14 protein-coding genes and 1 pseudogene are annotated in these 15,143 nt (G+C 33.6%); all 15 read right to left on the reverse strand.

Going from position 1 to position 15,143, the window contains the following annotated elements; translation table 11 throughout:
- Positions 1–51: 51 nt before the first annotated feature.
- The 15 genes and pseudogenes from ybdK to BGM23_RS20945 all read right to left on the reverse strand — a co-directional run bounded on the left by ybdK (position 52) and on the right by BGM23_RS20945 (position 15,131).
- Positions 52–1,038, reverse strand: coding sequence for a two-component system sensor histidine kinase YbdK (ybdK, locus tag BGM23_RS20870; RefSeq protein WP_046664309.1), 987 nt, complete (start codon positions 1,036–1,038; stop codon positions 52–54).
- Positions 1,035–1,706, reverse strand: coding sequence for a two-component system response regulator YbdJ (ybdJ, locus tag BGM23_RS20875; protein WP_015382624.1), 672 nt, complete (start codon positions 1,704–1,706; stop codon positions 1,035–1,037). Before ybdJ ends, ybdK begins: the two co-directional genes overlap by 4 nt.
- Position 1,707: 1 nt before the next feature.
- Positions 1,708–2,685 carry an alpha/beta hydrolase gene (locus tag BGM23_RS20880; RefSeq protein WP_046664310.1) on the reverse strand — a complete coding sequence of 326 codons (978 nt, stop codon included), beginning with the start codon at positions 2,683–2,685 and terminating at the stop codon, positions 1,708–1,710.
- 202 nt (positions 2,686–2,887) lie between these two features.
- Complete coding sequence (locus BGM23_RS20885; RefSeq protein WP_015715153.1) at positions 2,888–4,645, reverse strand: ABC transporter ATP-binding protein; 1,758 nt, start codon at positions 4,643–4,645, stop codon at positions 2,888–2,890.
- Positions 4,646–4,662: 17 nt separating this feature from the next.
- The gene (locus BGM23_RS20890) at positions 4,663–5,253 is read right to left on the reverse strand and encodes a DUF5823 family protein (RefSeq protein ID WP_015715152.1); all 591 of its coding nucleotides are present in this window, start codon (positions 5,251–5,253) and stop codon (positions 4,663–4,665) included.
- A gap of 12 nt (positions 5,254–5,265) precedes the next feature.
- Positions 5,266–6,588: a lanthionine synthetase C family protein gene (locus tag BGM23_RS20895; RefSeq protein ID WP_015715151.1), complete on the reverse strand. Its 1,323-nt coding sequence runs from the start codon at positions 6,586–6,588 to the stop codon at positions 5,266–5,268.
- Positions 6,589–6,612: 24 nt separating this feature from the next.
- Positions 6,613–9,723: a lantibiotic dehydratase gene (locus BGM23_RS20900; RefSeq protein WP_015715150.1), complete on the reverse strand. Its 3,111-nt coding sequence runs from the start codon at positions 9,721–9,723 to the stop codon at positions 6,613–6,615.
- The gene (locus BGM23_RS20905; RefSeq protein ID WP_164906779.1) at positions 9,724–10,692 is read right to left on the reverse strand and encodes a S8 family peptidase; all 969 of its coding nucleotides are present in this window, start codon (positions 10,690–10,692) and stop codon (positions 9,724–9,726) included. It abuts the gene before it with no gap.
- A 93-nt stretch (positions 10,693–10,785) separates the two neighbouring features.
- Positions 10,786–10,962, reverse strand: coding sequence for an FDLD family class I lanthipeptide (locus BGM23_RS22055; protein ID WP_306465212.1), 177 nt, complete (start codon positions 10,960–10,962; stop codon positions 10,786–10,788).
- 312 nt (positions 10,963–11,274) lie between these two features.
- Positions 11,275–11,622, reverse strand: a pseudogene (locus tag BGM23_RS20915) (glutamine--fructose-6-phosphate transaminase (isomerizing)); the annotation flags it as partial.
- Positions 11,623–11,720: 98 nt separating this feature from the next.
- A complete protein-coding gene (locus BGM23_RS20920) occupies positions 11,721–12,893 on the reverse strand; it encodes an MFS transporter (RefSeq protein WP_017694956.1) in 1,173 nt (390 codons plus the stop codon).
- 126 nt (positions 12,894–13,019) lie between these two features.
- Positions 13,020–13,322: an ArsR/SmtB family transcription factor gene (locus BGM23_RS20925; RefSeq protein ID WP_003234907.1), complete on the reverse strand. Its 303-nt coding sequence runs from the start codon at positions 13,320–13,322 to the stop codon at positions 13,020–13,022.
- 495 nt (positions 13,323–13,817) lie between these two features.
- Positions 13,818–14,192: a Na-translocating system protein MpsC family protein gene (locus BGM23_RS20935; RefSeq protein WP_003246482.1), complete on the reverse strand. Its 375-nt coding sequence runs from the start codon at positions 14,190–14,192 to the stop codon at positions 13,818–13,820.
- A 57-nt stretch (positions 14,193–14,249) separates the two neighbouring features.
- Positions 14,250–14,540, reverse strand: a complete 291-nt coding sequence (locus tag BGM23_RS20940; RefSeq protein WP_015252954.1) for a DUF6407 family protein — start codon at positions 14,538–14,540, stop codon at positions 14,250–14,252.
- A 63-nt stretch (positions 14,541–14,603) separates the two neighbouring features.
- Positions 14,604–15,131, reverse strand: a complete 528-nt coding sequence (locus BGM23_RS20945) for a carbonic anhydrase (RefSeq protein ID WP_046664311.1) — start codon at positions 15,129–15,131, stop codon at positions 14,604–14,606.
- Between the last annotated feature and the right edge of the window lie 12 nt (positions 15,132–15,143).

Genomic DNA, 15,143 nt, shown 5'->3' on the forward strand with positions numbered 1-15,143 from the left:
CTTTCTCCCTATTATATAAATTTTATAGGAGAAAGAAAAACATCAGCGGGGTCACTCTTTTGAAAACAAGAACCCCGTTCCGCTATCATTTGTATGCAGCTCATAAGTAATCGCAAGCAGCCTGCATGTATCCTCAATAATCTTTAACCCAAGTCCCTCACTGCTCTCATTCCGATCAAATCCAATACCGTCATCACGAATAAAAACATCGCCATGTTCAATCGTGACTTCCATCTTTTCAGCTTTTGAATGCCTTAACGTATTTTGAAAAATATTATCAAACAGCCTTTCCATCCATAACGCGTTGCTCATCCATATCACATCTTGATCTGCCGGCTTATAGTGCAGCTCAATCCCACTCATACTGTATAAATAATCCCACTTTTTCACCGCTGTTTCTAATAGCTCGTTTAGACGCACTTCTTCATTTACAATATAAGAGCTTTCCAGCGTCTCAGCGGAATATAGATTGAATTCATTGGTTAATTCCGAGATATATTCGATTTGCTGATACAATGATTCGAATACAGCCTGACCATGACATTGGTCTTCCAAATAAAATAAATGCAACCTGAGAGCCGTTAAAGGTGTATTAATGTCATGCCGCAGTTTTTGCAAAAGCTCCTTTTTGATTTCCTCTTGCTGTCTCAGCTCCAGTTCACGATATGTCGTCCGTTCAATTAACAAATTGACCGACTTGATCAGTTCCCCGATTTCATCAGCACGCTTCACTTCAATTTTATCGGGCACCCTTTGATCACTCGCCAAATGCCGAATGGTTTGATTTAATAGATTGATTTTATGCAACAGAGAATGAATCGACTTTGAAAATAAAAAAGCTAACAATAAGAGCGATATCAAAAATACAACGATCATTGCCGGGTACGCAAACGACCTGTGAAAGGGCATACCATGATTCATCGGTTTAAACATGCTGTCATAAATAACAGACATCAAAACACTGACCGCCAGCAACAGCATCGGAACACTAATGACAGCCGTAAACAATAACAACTGATATTTTGTCTTGAGCTTCATTTCTTCACAACGGTATTCAGCCGATACCCTTCTCCATATATATTTTCAATCATCTCACCCGCTTGATCATTGATTTTAGCTCTGATTTTTTTAATATGCACATTGACAATATTCGGGTTTCTATCTTCGAGCTGCCATAGATATTCAAAGAAATGTTCCTTTGTCAGGATACTGTCTCTATTTTCATATAAATAAAAGAAAATTTTCCGCTCAATCGCAGTAAACAATACCTCATCATGCAGGCTTTCATTGAACACTTTTTTCGTTACCGCATCAATATACAAATGTTTGATTTGCGTAAAGGTGCCATAATGATGCTCAAGCATATTCCGCATTCTTAATAGCAGCTCTCTCGGATCAAAGGGCTTTACCATATAATCCTCGCCGATCTGTAAACCTTGAAGCTTGCTGTCCATATCATTACGGGCCGAAAGAAAAATTACCGGAATGCCCAGCCCCAGCTCTTTGATTTTTGCAGACATTTGATACCCGTCTTCACCCGGCAGCATCACATCCATAATGACCAAATCCACCTTCTGAATCACCGAAAGCACATCCGCTCCATCTGTTTTCCATATCACACGATATCCCTCACGCTGCAAAATCTTTTGCAGCAAATCACCAATCATCACATCGTCTTCAACGATTAAAATATGATAACCCTTCATCCTAGCGAACCTTTCTCATAAACTCCATGGACAGTTTATATATTTGATCAGGCTGATATAAATAAATACTGTGTGTTCCCCTCAGTTCCTTTATATCGGCAGTATTGAATTGAGCCGCAAACACTTCATAATCTTTTCGGTTTTGTATAGCATACTTTGAATGTCTATTTTGGTCAGAGACCGCATCTAAAATCAAGACGGGAGTTTCCTTTGGCGCCGGCAGATTCACAGATTTGCTGCCGTTTTGGTAAGACTGTAAAAGCTCATGCTCCATATCTGCATTAAAAAATTGCTTAAAGTTAATGGCTTTATAGATTTCTTTTTCTTCATCAGTTAAAAACGACTGCCGTATCACCTCAGGATTATATACAGCGGAAGGCATAAACCGATGAAAACCAATCGAGGTTAACAGGTGGAACCCTCTCACTTTCAACCTGTCAACTCCGCTCAATTTATACGTGACGTACTGCTGGGGCAATCCAATATCCATCGCAATAATGGCCTTGATTTCCTTAGGATATTTCTGTGCCCAATACATCGCTTCAATCCCGGATATCGAATGAGGCATTAAAATATAAGGAGGCTTATTTCCGCTTTTCATAAGCGCTTTCCTCGTCTGTTCCAATACCGTATCAATATCTCTGTCATCGTGAGACACTTCACTGTATCCATAACCTGCCCGATCTACAACAGCAATCTTATTTTCTTTTGAAAACTTGCTGTACAGCCCCTTCATTTCATAAGCAGGCGCAGCAATACCCGAACCAGACATAAACACAAACGTATCCTTCCCGCTTCCCTCTTGATACACATTCATCTTTTTACCGTCAACATCGACTACTGTGCCTTTTTCTTTAAGGAGTGCCGCCTCCTTATTTAGCTGGAAATGGTGATAAATAAATACCGAGACGCATACAAGCAAAACCAAAGCAGCCAAGCTGACAAAAACAATTTTTAGGACTTTCCATAATGTTTTCATATGATGCTCCTTTCACCGTGATACTGAAAGGATACAATATGAAAATAAATTTCTGATTAACTTTGGAACAGTTTTATTTTCACATTTGACTTTCTAGTCACAAGATTCAATCAAAAAGCAGCTGAACTAAAAGTTCAGCTGCTTTTTATGGTTATAGAACCGATAAAAAGTGTACCCAAGTGGTCTCATTATTTATGCACAATTAACTTAGAGAACTCGCGCTTATTGAAGTGTTATTTAGCAATTGACCGTTAACAAACTCTCGGTATTTTTCATGGTTATTTATTAGGTCCAAATGATTACCGCTTCCTGTAACCACTCCATTTTCTAAAAATACAATGTTATCTGCATCTCTAATTGTTGACAATCTATGAGCTATAATAATAGTGGTTCTATCTCGAACTAGTCTATTTATAGATTGTTGTACCAATATTTCACTTTCACTGTCTAAATTAGAAGTTGCCTCATCTAATAAAAGTATTTCAGGGTTTTTAATTAATGCTCTTGCTATTGCAATTCTTTGTTTTTGACCACCTGATAATTTTATACCCCTTTCTCCAATAAAGGTTTCATAATTATCTGGAAGCTCCATAATAAAATCATGGGCATTGGCTAATTTAGAATATTTAATTATAGTTTCTTGAGATACAGAGCCTGATAAACCGTACGTCAGGTTCTCTTTTATCGTGCCGGTGATCATCAAAGTATCTTGCATTACATAACCAATTTTTTTTCTCCAAACAGTCAAATCAATGTCTTTTATAGGAGTTGATTCATAATAGATTTCACCATTTTGAGCTTCATACAAACGTTCTATTAAATTAAATAAAGTTGATTTTCCAGCTCCAGAAGGACCTACAACAGCTGTTATCTTATTTTTTGGAAAACGCAAATTCAGTTTGTTAAATACTTCAGAAGAAGGATCGTTATACTGAAACGAAATGTTCTCAAATTTCAGATCCCCATTTCCCAAGTTAAATGCATTACTGCTAATTTGTTTATTTTCGGCCTCGGGTTTTAGTGAATATATTTCATATAATCTTTTTGTTGCACCTAGTGTTTTTTTATATTCAGTAAAAAAGTTAGACAGAGAGGAAAGAGGTGTAACAAATTGAACTAAGTAAAAAATTATTGCAACAAAGGTACCTGGTGAAATAGTTCCTTCCGATAACCTTATCCCCCCATACCCCACTAACAATAATATTATCATTAGTATAACAGTAGACATAATAGGCATCATATAAGCTTGTATCTTAGTATCTTTTAGATTAAGCTTAAAAATTCTTTTTAAAATGACATTACCTTTCCCATACTCTTCTTTTTCTGCAGTATAACTTTTTGTAAGTCTAATTCCTGAAAATGCACTACTTATTCTTGCAGTAAATATTGCCATATTATTTTGTTTTTCTAAAGAAATTTTATACATCTTATTCCCCAATGGAATCATAACAGCTAATGAAATAGGAACAGAAATCAACATAAGTAATGTTATTTTCCAATCCAGCACAAACAGAAGAATTAATGATCCGGCAACTACTATCAATTGAGAAGCAAAGTTTGGTATCTTGTCAGAAATAAAAGTATTCATTAACTCAACATCATCTATAACTCTACTTACAATTTGACCAGATTCATTTTTATCAAAAAACGTTAGAGGTAAATCTAAAATATGAGAAAACATTTTATCTCGTATATAGTAAGTCGCATTCTCACCTAAAAATGCTAGATAATAAAAAGATAATCCACTTAATAAAATATTTATGAGAAATAAACCTGCTAACATTATTGTTAAGGCCCAATTTACTGTTCCATCAGTGAATTGATCAACAGTATTTTTAGTCAATATTGGTATTACCAAGGATAGTATAGTTGTAAATAGTAATGAAAATAAAATATATACTAATATTTTTTTTGGCCATTTAACAAGTTTAAGCAGTAATAGTAAATGGTTATTGCCCATATGTATAACCTCTTAGATTAATCATTTTTATTTGAATGAACACTTTCGCTATTAACTTCTAAATTATTTTGATCGAATTTCACCAAATATACAATACCAATTGCTGATGAAATTATTAACACCACTTTATAAGGGGTGGCCAAAATAAAATAATCACTAAAGATGCTTGAGACTGCTTGAAACGTTACAGTAAGACAAATAACACTGACTGTAAAATTTGCAAAAGCAAGATTTGATTGTTCTTTTATAAACTTTTTCATCGTCTCAATTATTGGTTCGATTATGGTCAATGCTGTAGCTATTGTAGTAGACAGAATATAATAAGCTAAGTTAGATTCTTTATTGACTGCGTCTTCAACAACCTGAGCAAAAAAGTTTGATCCTAAAACCCCAATAATTAAGACCACCAATAGACTTAAAATTTTTATTCCTAATCTTTTTAAAATAGAATTTAATATACTATCCTTAGCTATTGCCAATTGTACATTTTCGACTATCATTGAAAATATGAAAAGAACTGCGAACCAAATATACATATATACTGGCAATTCAAAAGAGATTAATTCCGTTAGAAATTTAATAGTGATTTCTAGTACTGCTTGTATCAATTTTATCCCCCTTTAACTTATCAGAAATATCTTGTCCCACGAATCTTGACCAAAAATGAAAGAAATTAAAACTAAGGCAATTCCCGTACTTCCTTCTAACAAACCCACTTTTTTCTCTTCTACAATTTTCCCACTTATTAATTCATAATTATTGAATTTGGAAAAGTTTAATTGAGAGTAAAAAGTTAACATTTCATTAAGTATATCATGCATTTTATCAGCTAGAAATCGGTCATTAGTATCTTTATACATTCTTAGAGTCAACATTAATATGCCGGCATATCCATGACAAATTGTGGGGGATATAATTTTTCTATCTTTCTCATCACGTAAAAAAAATGTCTTAAACAGTTCTAGGGCTTTCATTTTAACTCTTTGATCGTTCAAAGCTATACCTGATAAAAAGATTGCTCTTGACACACCTGGTGTACCATAGCACCAGGCATCTCTGTGGTTAAAAAAAGCCTCATTTCTAACAACTTCATTTTCAATTACATTAGGTATATAATAAATTCCTTTGTGTGTTTTTACCTTTTCGAATATCCAATTTTGAATGTTTTTAATACCTAATTCTAAATTCTTTATTTTATAGTTTTCTTTTTTCAGAATCGATAAAAATGCTAAAACTCCAGAAATTCCATGCGCCATGCCAGAATTAAAATATCCTTTTTTATAAGTTTTTTTCTCGATATCTAAAGGAAGGTTTTCATTGGATATAAGCCAATTTGGCATATTACTTAGAGTATCAATACTGCTAACTAACAGTAAATATTCTGCTATATCATGCAATGCTTTTTTTAATGAAATATCTCCTTTATTTGATATTTGATCAAAATGCAATAGGGTTCTTCCAACACCTGTCCAACCACTTATAACATCATATTCAGAAGCGGACACTCCCTCTTTCTTTAGCTTCAACAAGTCCTCAGACAAATAATGTTTATAGTTTTCTAAAATTAGGGTTAGCACTTGATTTATTATTGTAGTATATCTTGTTCCGCCTCTAGAGCAAGTTTCAAGAGCCACTAAAACACCTGCCAACCCATTAAATAGGGATAGTGAGTATGTTTTATTAGTCTGAATTAAGGAAATTAAATCTGTTAAATAGTCGTGTGCCACAACATCCCATCCATCTTCAGGGAAAACTTTATCCATATAACCTAAAAACACACAAATTCCTGGATATCCTGCTGCCAATGATACTACTTCAATTATATCTTCAGGATTATTTTGATCACCAAGTATTATTTTTTCGGTTTCTGACTTATCTTTAATTGAATTAGCTATATCTAAAAGGATATCGGTTAAAAAATCTTGATTCTTGCATTTCTGCATTAATTCTTTCCTTTCAATTAAAATTTAGTTAGGGATTAAAACATTATTATACTTTAGAGCATTATTATAATTTTTAATGGTATGATATGCTAACCCAATAACTAAGTTTTCTTTGTCCCTGTTTATTCCATATAATCTGTTACAATGCATGTGTATTACACTCATTATAATATTTTTTATTAAGAAATCTGGATTATTTTCTATGCTCTTAGAATAGGTGATTGCAGTTTTTTCTCGTATCTCTATAATACTTGAGATTTTATTATATTTATCAAGTTTCTTATTAGTATAGATTAAGTCTGCCAGCTCAATTAAAGTACTTTTTTTCCCTCTGAATTTATTAGCGTATTTCTGCGGTTTTGTATTAATTTCTAACCATGTCATTTGCTCTTCAATATTTAAATTAAATAATTTTAATAGTTGAAGAATATTAAAAACTCCAAAGGTCACTTCATCAATATTAACATTTCCAGATCTGTTAATTTGTATCCACTCAGAAACAATCAATGAGTCACAAAAAAATAAATCTTCTGCAATCTTATATGATTGTTCCCCTCCGTATCTTTCTATTTCAGGGTTGTATGGATCGAAACAATAATAATTAACAAAACCCTTTGTTCTCATTTCTTCTAACCATTTTATTATAATCGGGAGTACAGTATCGAAAATGTTATTCTTTTCAACTTTAAATCTAACACGTAAATGCTGCTTAGGGTCACTATATCTAATGAAAAAGCTAGACTTAATAGTACCTTTATCTAAATGTTTTTTTATAAACGAGCCAAGTTCATCAGCTATAAATTCATTTTCTCTAGTGCCTAATCCATATAATTTCACATAAATCCATTCTGTACCTAAGAATTTAAGCCTTTCATTGTCACCAATATATTTAAAAGGCATTTCACTCTGAATATTTGTCATATAAGAATCAAGTTCTAATTGATGTAACTTTGACTTTAAAGTAAAAACGTATTCTTCTATTTCATTGTTATGATTATTAAACAACTCTTTCTCTGCTTCTAAAAAATGTAGTGATTGATTATTCGAAAGCTTCTTAAATTCATTATAGATAATTTTAATGTGTGAGATATTTTCTAAGTTCAGCAGAAGTTTATTATCAAATTCTATTAAATATATAAAATCAGGTACCTTATATCTCTTCTTCCAATCTTTTATATAGTAATGGAATTTTTCTCCAGAGTCACATTCAAATGGAATAATACTTTTATTCAAGTTCCACTTTTTAGGTGATAATACAATATTATTATATATAACCCTCGGTTTAATTGGAGCATCATAAAAGAAACTATCTATATTAGACCATTGTTTTTGATACTGAACACCAATATCAACAAGAAATCTATAAACTTTAGGGCCCATTGAATAATTAAACATATGACTTAATTTTGGTATTATGATTTTATCCAACTTTTTTGACTTAAGATAAATAAAGTTATATGTTGACCCAACGTATAAGTCAGACAACGCAATTGAGTGCTTATTATCTTTGGACGAATTACAGCTAAAAGCTATCTCATAATCAAAGCATGTTTCAGCATTTATAATGTTAGCAGTTTTTCCATGGGTAGGATAATACGTAACCTCTGCAAAAATAACATCTTTTTCTATATGTGAGAATTGTTTTATGTACTCTTTATCACTTTCACCCAAAAAATATTTGAATCTTCCATATGTTTGAAAAAGAGAATTAGAACCACAGTTAGGATTTAAATAGAGTTTATTTTCTTTGTGTTCATCAAGTAAAATATTAAAATAAAGTTCTAATTCTTGTGATACCGCAATGTTATTTAATTCTTCCGAGTTAAATAAATGTTTAATCTTTTCATCATCTAATTTAATCTCATGATTTTTGGATAAACTCACCTCCGCTTGCCAAGAAGATATAATATTTTTTATCCTATGAAATTCATTACTCGGTTCTGGTTGTGATGGTTTATGCCTGTTTTCATGATATTCAGGTGGTAAACCAATACCTAATTCTTCATCTATGAGTTCGAGGAGAGGTACCTCTTGAAAAATACCATATTTATCAATGAACTCATCTCTATAGGCTTCTAAAGGTTGGAAAGAGTTTACTGATCCTAATAGAGAAAGAATCTCAGCTAGCTTCTCTATACTATCTTTTTGGTTATTATTAATATATCGTTTTTTATTTCTCACATAATACAAATCTGTTCTAAGGAAATCATCCCCTTCGTATCCTATTACTCGCATTTCCTTTTTGATTTTCTTTAAAATACTTATACCTAATTCCCCAGAAGATTTTTTGTATTCTTCAATCGATTTTTTTAATCGAACTAAATAATTCAATTCTTCCTCTACATTATGCATTTTACTAATTATGTTTAATATATTTTCAAAAGGATCAGAATTAACAAGAGATGTTCTTAAGTTAGTTATAATAACTTCATTTTTTAATAGACTATTTAAAAAATCATTTGATATGTCATCAGTAACACTATATGTTTTATTTATACTATCTCTTAACGTAGAGTAATTGATACCGAATTCTGCTTGCGAATAGACATAATCCATTACTGCTGTCTTTCTAAGGGTTAACATTTCTAATGACTGATCATTATCGTCACTGTGTAATAGACTTTGATAACTTAATTTGATTCTATCACCGTGATTATAAACCAGTGAGTTATTTTCCACAGTTAACTGCTCGAGAATACTAAGGTTACTCTCTAATTTTCTTATTAAGAAATAGATCCAACACATATCCAAACGAGTATTTTTTATAACTTCAGAATCTTTAGTTAAATATTCATCCTGACCTGAAAATGTTTCAACCCCAATACCTGAAAAAAGGCCAAATGGAGTTGGTCTTGTACTCATTCTTATTAAAAACTTTAGCATACTATCAATAACACTCTTGCGCTTTTTCTTTTTTAATTTTTCTATATTTAAAAAAGAATTATATAGTGGTTCACTTGCAAAATAAATGGCCTCTGCTATAGTGGGATTAGTGTTTAATAAGTTACTTATCTTCGCTATGTATTCCTCTTCGTTAAATTCATTATCAAAAGCTAAACACTCTTTATAAAACGATAAGTCCAATATCGGCTTTCTATACATAAACAAGTCTGAGCTTAAATATTTTGTATTCATTTATAACAATCCTTTGATAAATTTTATTACACTATAAGCATTTATTTCGAAAATAGAATTTTGATCTTTTACTCGTGAGGAGTTTTTTTGGATTATATTAAGAATTTCTTTTTCTGATAGGTGAATTTGCTTACATATCAAATATTCAGTCAATACTAATGCTATTAGACTCGAAAACATAGCTGCTGATATACTAGTTCCACATGTAACTGTATAAAAGTCCGGAAGCCCAATTGCTTTTTCAAACTTTGTTTTTGGAAAATTTGTGGGATGTGCAACTATTATTAAGTCTGTAACATTATTTGTTTCATCAAGTTCCCCTGATGGTGCAGCAAATCGAATAATTGACCCAATATTTGCGTAAGATGAGGTGTAATTATTTTTATTTGTTGAGGTGACATAGTTAATTCCCTTAATTGTAGGGTATAAACTTGTACTCTTCATATCTAATAAAACTCCTTGATTCCCTGCTGCCCCTACAATTATTATGCCTTTCTTTCTGGCTTTATCAATGGCCTGCTGAAGTTTATTGAATGCTCCTTTATTTCCCAATCCGAACATAGTAAAAACATGACTTAAATTTATAATGTGGACACAATCTTCAATGGCTTTTAAAATAGCATGTATTACCCATTCTATTTTCCCAAAACCATTTCTATCTAGAACTTTATAACTAATAATTGTAATTCCGGGAGCTACTCCTTTAACTTGATTTTTCCCTACAATCACACTAATAACAGCTGTACCGTGCCCATATAGATCTTCATTAAAATTCTCATAATCAACGAATGAACAAGATTTTTTTTTATCAATATTTCCAGTAATCTCGGAATGATTAGGATCATACCCACTATCAATTACAGCTATCTTAATTAAAGGGCTCCCAACTTGAAGATCATATAGCCTATATCCATTTGTTACTTTATAAGAGTTCCAAGAAAATTGGTTAGGTAAAGCATTTGTAGTCATATTCATATTTATGGAATTGTTTACTCCTTGTCTTTAGAAGAAGAGGGAGTTTTAATATAGTATGTATTTTAACTCCCTCTGCTCATCCCCTAATTAGTTACAGTTACTGCAAGAGCCTAGCGAACATCCACAAGTAAATGTTCTACATTTTTTCACAGACTGCACAATAGTTTTTCCGATTGTAGCCCAAGTTTGAGCAGAAACCTCACTAGTAGATTCCATCTTTTTATTAATGTCTAGGTCAAAAATATTATTCTTCTCCATTTCCATTTCCTCCTTTTTTTGATACTTTCAACCGGTTGCAATTCAATAGTACTATCCCAAAAAAAGTTAGTCAATACTTTTTTTGGGACATTTTTTAATTATTTGCTAACTAATTGTTATAATTCTTCTTACGGTTACTTTTACTCTCTACTATTACTATTCGACTTTTGATGTATCCTCAGTAATCTTATTAGCCAGATGTTTAAGTTATCGTTACTAAACTTCCTTTAATAGTTTTAAAACGATTTAAAATTGATCTCCTTCAGTTTATAAGTATTAAAAAACCTTTTGATCTATATTCCAAAGGGGTTAAAAATCTTACTCCACAGTAACACTCTTCACAAGGTTACGCTGCTTATCGACATCACAACCGAGATGCAGGGCAGCATTAGTAAGCAATCAGCTGCAATCGACAACGGAAACAGAGCAAGCGCTGTGTTTACTTCCGGCAATACGAATCTGTCATCCGCATTGTCTAGGCCTTTCAGCGAGATGATGCAAGTGTTTACTCCCCAAGTGGCAACTTCCTTGACGTTTACGCGGATGTTCAGGTTTACGTTCTCTTGTGTTTCCAGTGTTCGATCAAGGCAATCGTACTGTACTTCAGCTCGCCGCGGCAAAGCCTTAAGAAATCTCATTCAGCTTCAGTGCGCCTTCGACACATACAGAACGATGTCGGCCCTTGGAGGGCTCATGCATGGACTGACTTTGAACGCTAAAAAAACACCCGCTTGTATAACGAGCGGATGTTAGAACTTTCGAAATTATTGATTGATATCTTTTAGCGCTTGTTTCGGTTGCGAATTGAAAATCAGCAATGATGCAATAATGGCAATCATAACCCCTAACGCACCAACCCAGGTAATCGAGGCCAATGATACGTTTTCCACAAAAACCCCTCCTATACCTGCGCCGACCGCCATGGCGAATTGCATCATTGACTGATTCATGCTAAGCAAAACACCTGACATTTCCGGTTCTATTGTAGCCAGGTGAAATTGCTGTGTCGGACCGGTGGACCATGCGGCAAACGACCATAATATGAGAATCACCAACACTCCGATATAGGAATGAGTAACAAGTGACAGAAGAATCAGTGTGACGATATGCAACGTCATCCCGCCAACGAGTGTAAAAGGCACTCCCCATTTATCGGTGCTATATCCCCCAAACTTTGATCCAACCAAACTGGCAATTCCAAATATAAGCAAAACACCACTGAGCAGCTTGCCATTTATACCTGAGATGTTCAAGAGATACGGTGACAAATAAGTGTAAGCAACAGAATATCCCCCGAGCCAGAAGAAAGTGATTGATAATCCCATAGCCACTTTCCGTTTTTTGAAAAGAGCAAGCTGTTGAAGCAAAGGCACAGGCTTATCCCCTTCAGTATGCGGAAGAGTAAAGAAAATAACGACCATTGCGATCAATCCCAACAAAGCAATTGCTCCAAATACAGACTTCCAGCCTAATGCTACTGCTATCATTCTTCCAAGCGGAACACCAATGATTAAAGAAGCGGTAAATCCCATCACGACCGTAGCGATGGCACTTCCCTGCTTCCCTTCCGATGCAATCTTAGCGGCAATCGTTAATGCGGTGACAACAACCACACCTGCTCCCATCGCCATAATGATCCGCGCTGCAATAAACCATCCATAACCAGGCAGTACAAAAGCCAGGACATTACCGAACACAAACAAACCTAGGGCATACATCATCAATTTGCGTCTATCCATACTTGCTGTCAACGCCATAAGTATGGGTGTAGAAAGAGCATATACAAGTGAGAAAATGGTAATAAGCTGGCCCGCGGCAGCTAAAGTGATCCCGAGAGTATGAGCAATTTGATCCAAAATTCCCGAAATGATGTACTCTGAGGTTCCAACTAAAAAGCTGACAATGGCTAAAATATAAATTTTCCAAGTGTTAGACATAAAACATTCACTCCTTAATTATCAATAAACATATCACGAATTATCGATATGTTATTATAAAAAATAAACACATCGTAATATGTCGATATGTATGGTGTAAAAATAAACATCTTTTGATGTTTATTTTTATATCTCTGTTTTAAGAAAGTCAGCAAGTTTCCCAATGGCTTCTTCATCTCTTTTGTAATATGTGTACTTTCCAATACGCTCCGCCTTAATCAAGCCGGCTCTTAAAAGGATGGTAAGATATTGAGAAGCTGTCGATTGCGTCATTTTCAATTTGTCTGTTATTTGACTGACACATACCCCGATTGTGTTCATATCAATCCCTTCATGGGGTGCAAAATGACGATCGGGCTCCTTCAGCCATTGTAAAATTTGCAGCCTTGATTCATTTGATAAGGCTTTGAATACTTCAATTGGTTCCATATCGATTATTATATCGTTATATTTCGATATGTCAATCCGTTTTTTGGATATATTTAATTAAAGGTTTATCTCTGACTAATTCCGTGAAATGAAACTGAAGACAGCATATCAATTTTGTTCACCTCTTAAATTTATCATCAAGCTTTACGAAATTGGTCTCATAATCATGTCACTAAACACTTGGGGAACCCGGCAGGTGACAAGGATGTTTTCAATTAAAATGAATTTAATATTGTTCAAGTGACTAATCACCAGCATCAAATTCATGTATTTAAAATAGATGTAAAAAAACATCCGCTCATAACAACAGCGGATGTTAGATCTTTCGACAGGAATAACAAGTCAGTGTACTATGAATTGACATCTCTTTATGTCCGCTTAGGTTATGAATAAAAGTTATCAATGATGCCATAATTGTAAAACAAAAGAAGCGGCAGTTCATTATGTTCAATTCACAACAGATTCCATACCGTCAAAACATTTATTTTCTTTAGATTATAAGATCTTTTCCAAATTTTTCTCTAGATCATTACATAATTTAAACACCATCACTCGTTCACCTGTCCGGGAGCTTAAATCAGTATGAAAACTTTTCACTTTTTCTCCGGTTATTTTTAAGATAATATCCTTAAGGCCTTCTATACCTGATTCGACTAACTCCGAACGAGTTTGTTTGATAGATAACATACCCTCTTTTGATCCACAAACTACATATTCGGCTGGTGTTAAAATCCCTTTTAAATTGACGATGATCATGTCCCGCAGTATATCAGTCTTAACAGATACAGACCCCCGTCCAAGATAATCCTTCTCCCATTGAGTAATGGACTTACTGATCTCTGATTCAATAGAACCTTTCGACTTTTTCATATCTAATACATCTCCTGAGCAAAAAAATTGGCATATTCTATTTGTGGTTTCGTCTCATTAATATTCTCTTACAACATATCCTTCATATACACCTTCAATATCCAAATCAGTTTTACCGTTTCTTGTGACCACTATCATTTTGGATAACATATTTTCTTCCATCATAGAGTGGACATGCAAAAATCGAACATTTCCTGAATGGGTTTCCTCAACTTCTTCATAAGATTTAAGATGATAAAAATCAATTGCTTTTCTAATTAGTTTTTTCATACATTCCATATTTTCACGATCAAACGAGTTCATGTCCTCTATTGTTTTCGTGACAAAATCAGTTAAATTAGCGCTCATACAATCTCCTTAGAACTGCTTTCTCCATATATGGGTGCGTTTAGAAGTTAAACCTGCATTTCATCATAACAAGCAATGATCAGGTAAGGCTTGACCTGTTTTAACATCAGGAACCTCCACGATTGAGGGTTTTCCATCCTTATGATGAACGAATAAACCTCTAACTTTAACATATGACGGCACTAGGGGATGATGTCGAATCATATCAACACTTTTTTCAATGGTGTCACTGCTATTTTCATTTAGCCATTCATCGACCGTACCACCTAAAAATTCAGGCTTGCAATTTTGAAAAAGATAATCCAATGTTTGTATTTTATCTTTCATTGTTTCAAGTTGAGTTAGTCCATTACCTGCGGAAGTCTTCTTATCTTTTGTTCCTACTACAAAAATCTCCTCAACATCTTCCTGGTAAATCGCAAAAATAACAGACCTCATGATTTCTCCATAAGGATGTGAAATACCGGCACCATAGCTTTGTATAGTCAACATATTCTCTGCAGAAGTGTTAGTCGCTTCTTGTAAAATAGGCTCCAAACCGTTTTCAATATCCGTCAAAAATAATACTTTTTTATTTTGGTTTACATTCATACAGCACACCTC

It is taken from the genome of Bacillus sp. FJAT-14266 (genome assembly GCF_001719225.1).
Classification (GTDB): domain Bacteria; phylum Bacillota; class Bacilli; order Bacillales; family Bacillaceae; genus Bacillus; species Bacillus subtilis.

Excerpts from the sequence above, each read along its gene's own strand:
- ybdK (WP_046664309.1), bottom strand. The coding sequence starts at position 1,038 with ATGAAGCTCAAGACAAAATATCAGTTGTTATTGTTTACGGCTGTCATT.
- ybdJ (WP_015382624.1), bottom strand. The coding sequence starts at position 1,706 with ATGAAGGGTTATCATATTTTAATCGTTGAAGACGATGTGATGATTGGT.
- BGM23_RS20880 (WP_046664310.1), bottom strand. The coding sequence starts at position 2,685 with ATGAAAACATTATGGAAAGTCCTAAAAATTGTTTTTGTCAGCTTGGCT.
- BGM23_RS20885 (WP_015715153.1), bottom strand. The coding sequence starts at position 4,645 with ATGGGCAATAACCATTTACTATTACTGCTTAAACTTGTTAAATGGCCA.
- BGM23_RS20895 (WP_015715151.1), bottom strand. The coding sequence starts at position 6,588 with ATGCAGAAATGCAAGAATCAAGATTTTTTAACCGATATCCTTTTAGAT.
- BGM23_RS20900 (WP_015715150.1), bottom strand. The coding sequence starts at position 9,723 with ATGAATACAAAATATTTAAGCTCAGACTTGTTTATGTATAGAAAGCCG.
- BGM23_RS20905 (WP_164906779.1), bottom strand. The coding sequence starts at position 10,692 with ATGACTACAAATGCTTTACCTAACCAATTTTCTTGGAACTCTTATAAA.
- BGM23_RS22055 (WP_306465212.1), bottom strand. The coding sequence starts at position 10,962 with ATGGAAATGGAGAAGAATAATATTTTTGACCTAGACATTAATAAAAAG.
- BGM23_RS20920 (WP_017694956.1), bottom strand. The coding sequence starts at position 12,893 with ATGTCTAACACTTGGAAAATTTATATTTTAGCCATTGTCAGCTTTTTA.
- BGM23_RS20925 (WP_003234907.1), bottom strand. The coding sequence starts at position 13,322 with ATGGAACCAATTGAAGTATTCAAAGCCTTATCAAATGAATCAAGGCTG.
- BGM23_RS20935 (WP_003246482.1), bottom strand. The coding sequence starts at position 14,192 with ATGAAAAAGTCGAAAGGTTCTATTGAATCAGAGATCAGTAAGTCCATT.
- BGM23_RS20940 (WP_015252954.1), bottom strand. The coding sequence starts at position 14,540 with ATGAGCGCTAATTTAACTGATTTTGTCACGAAAACAATAGAGGACATG.
- BGM23_RS20945 (WP_046664311.1), bottom strand. The coding sequence starts at position 15,131 with ATGAATGTAAACCAAAATAAAAAAGTATTATTTTTGACGGATATTGAA.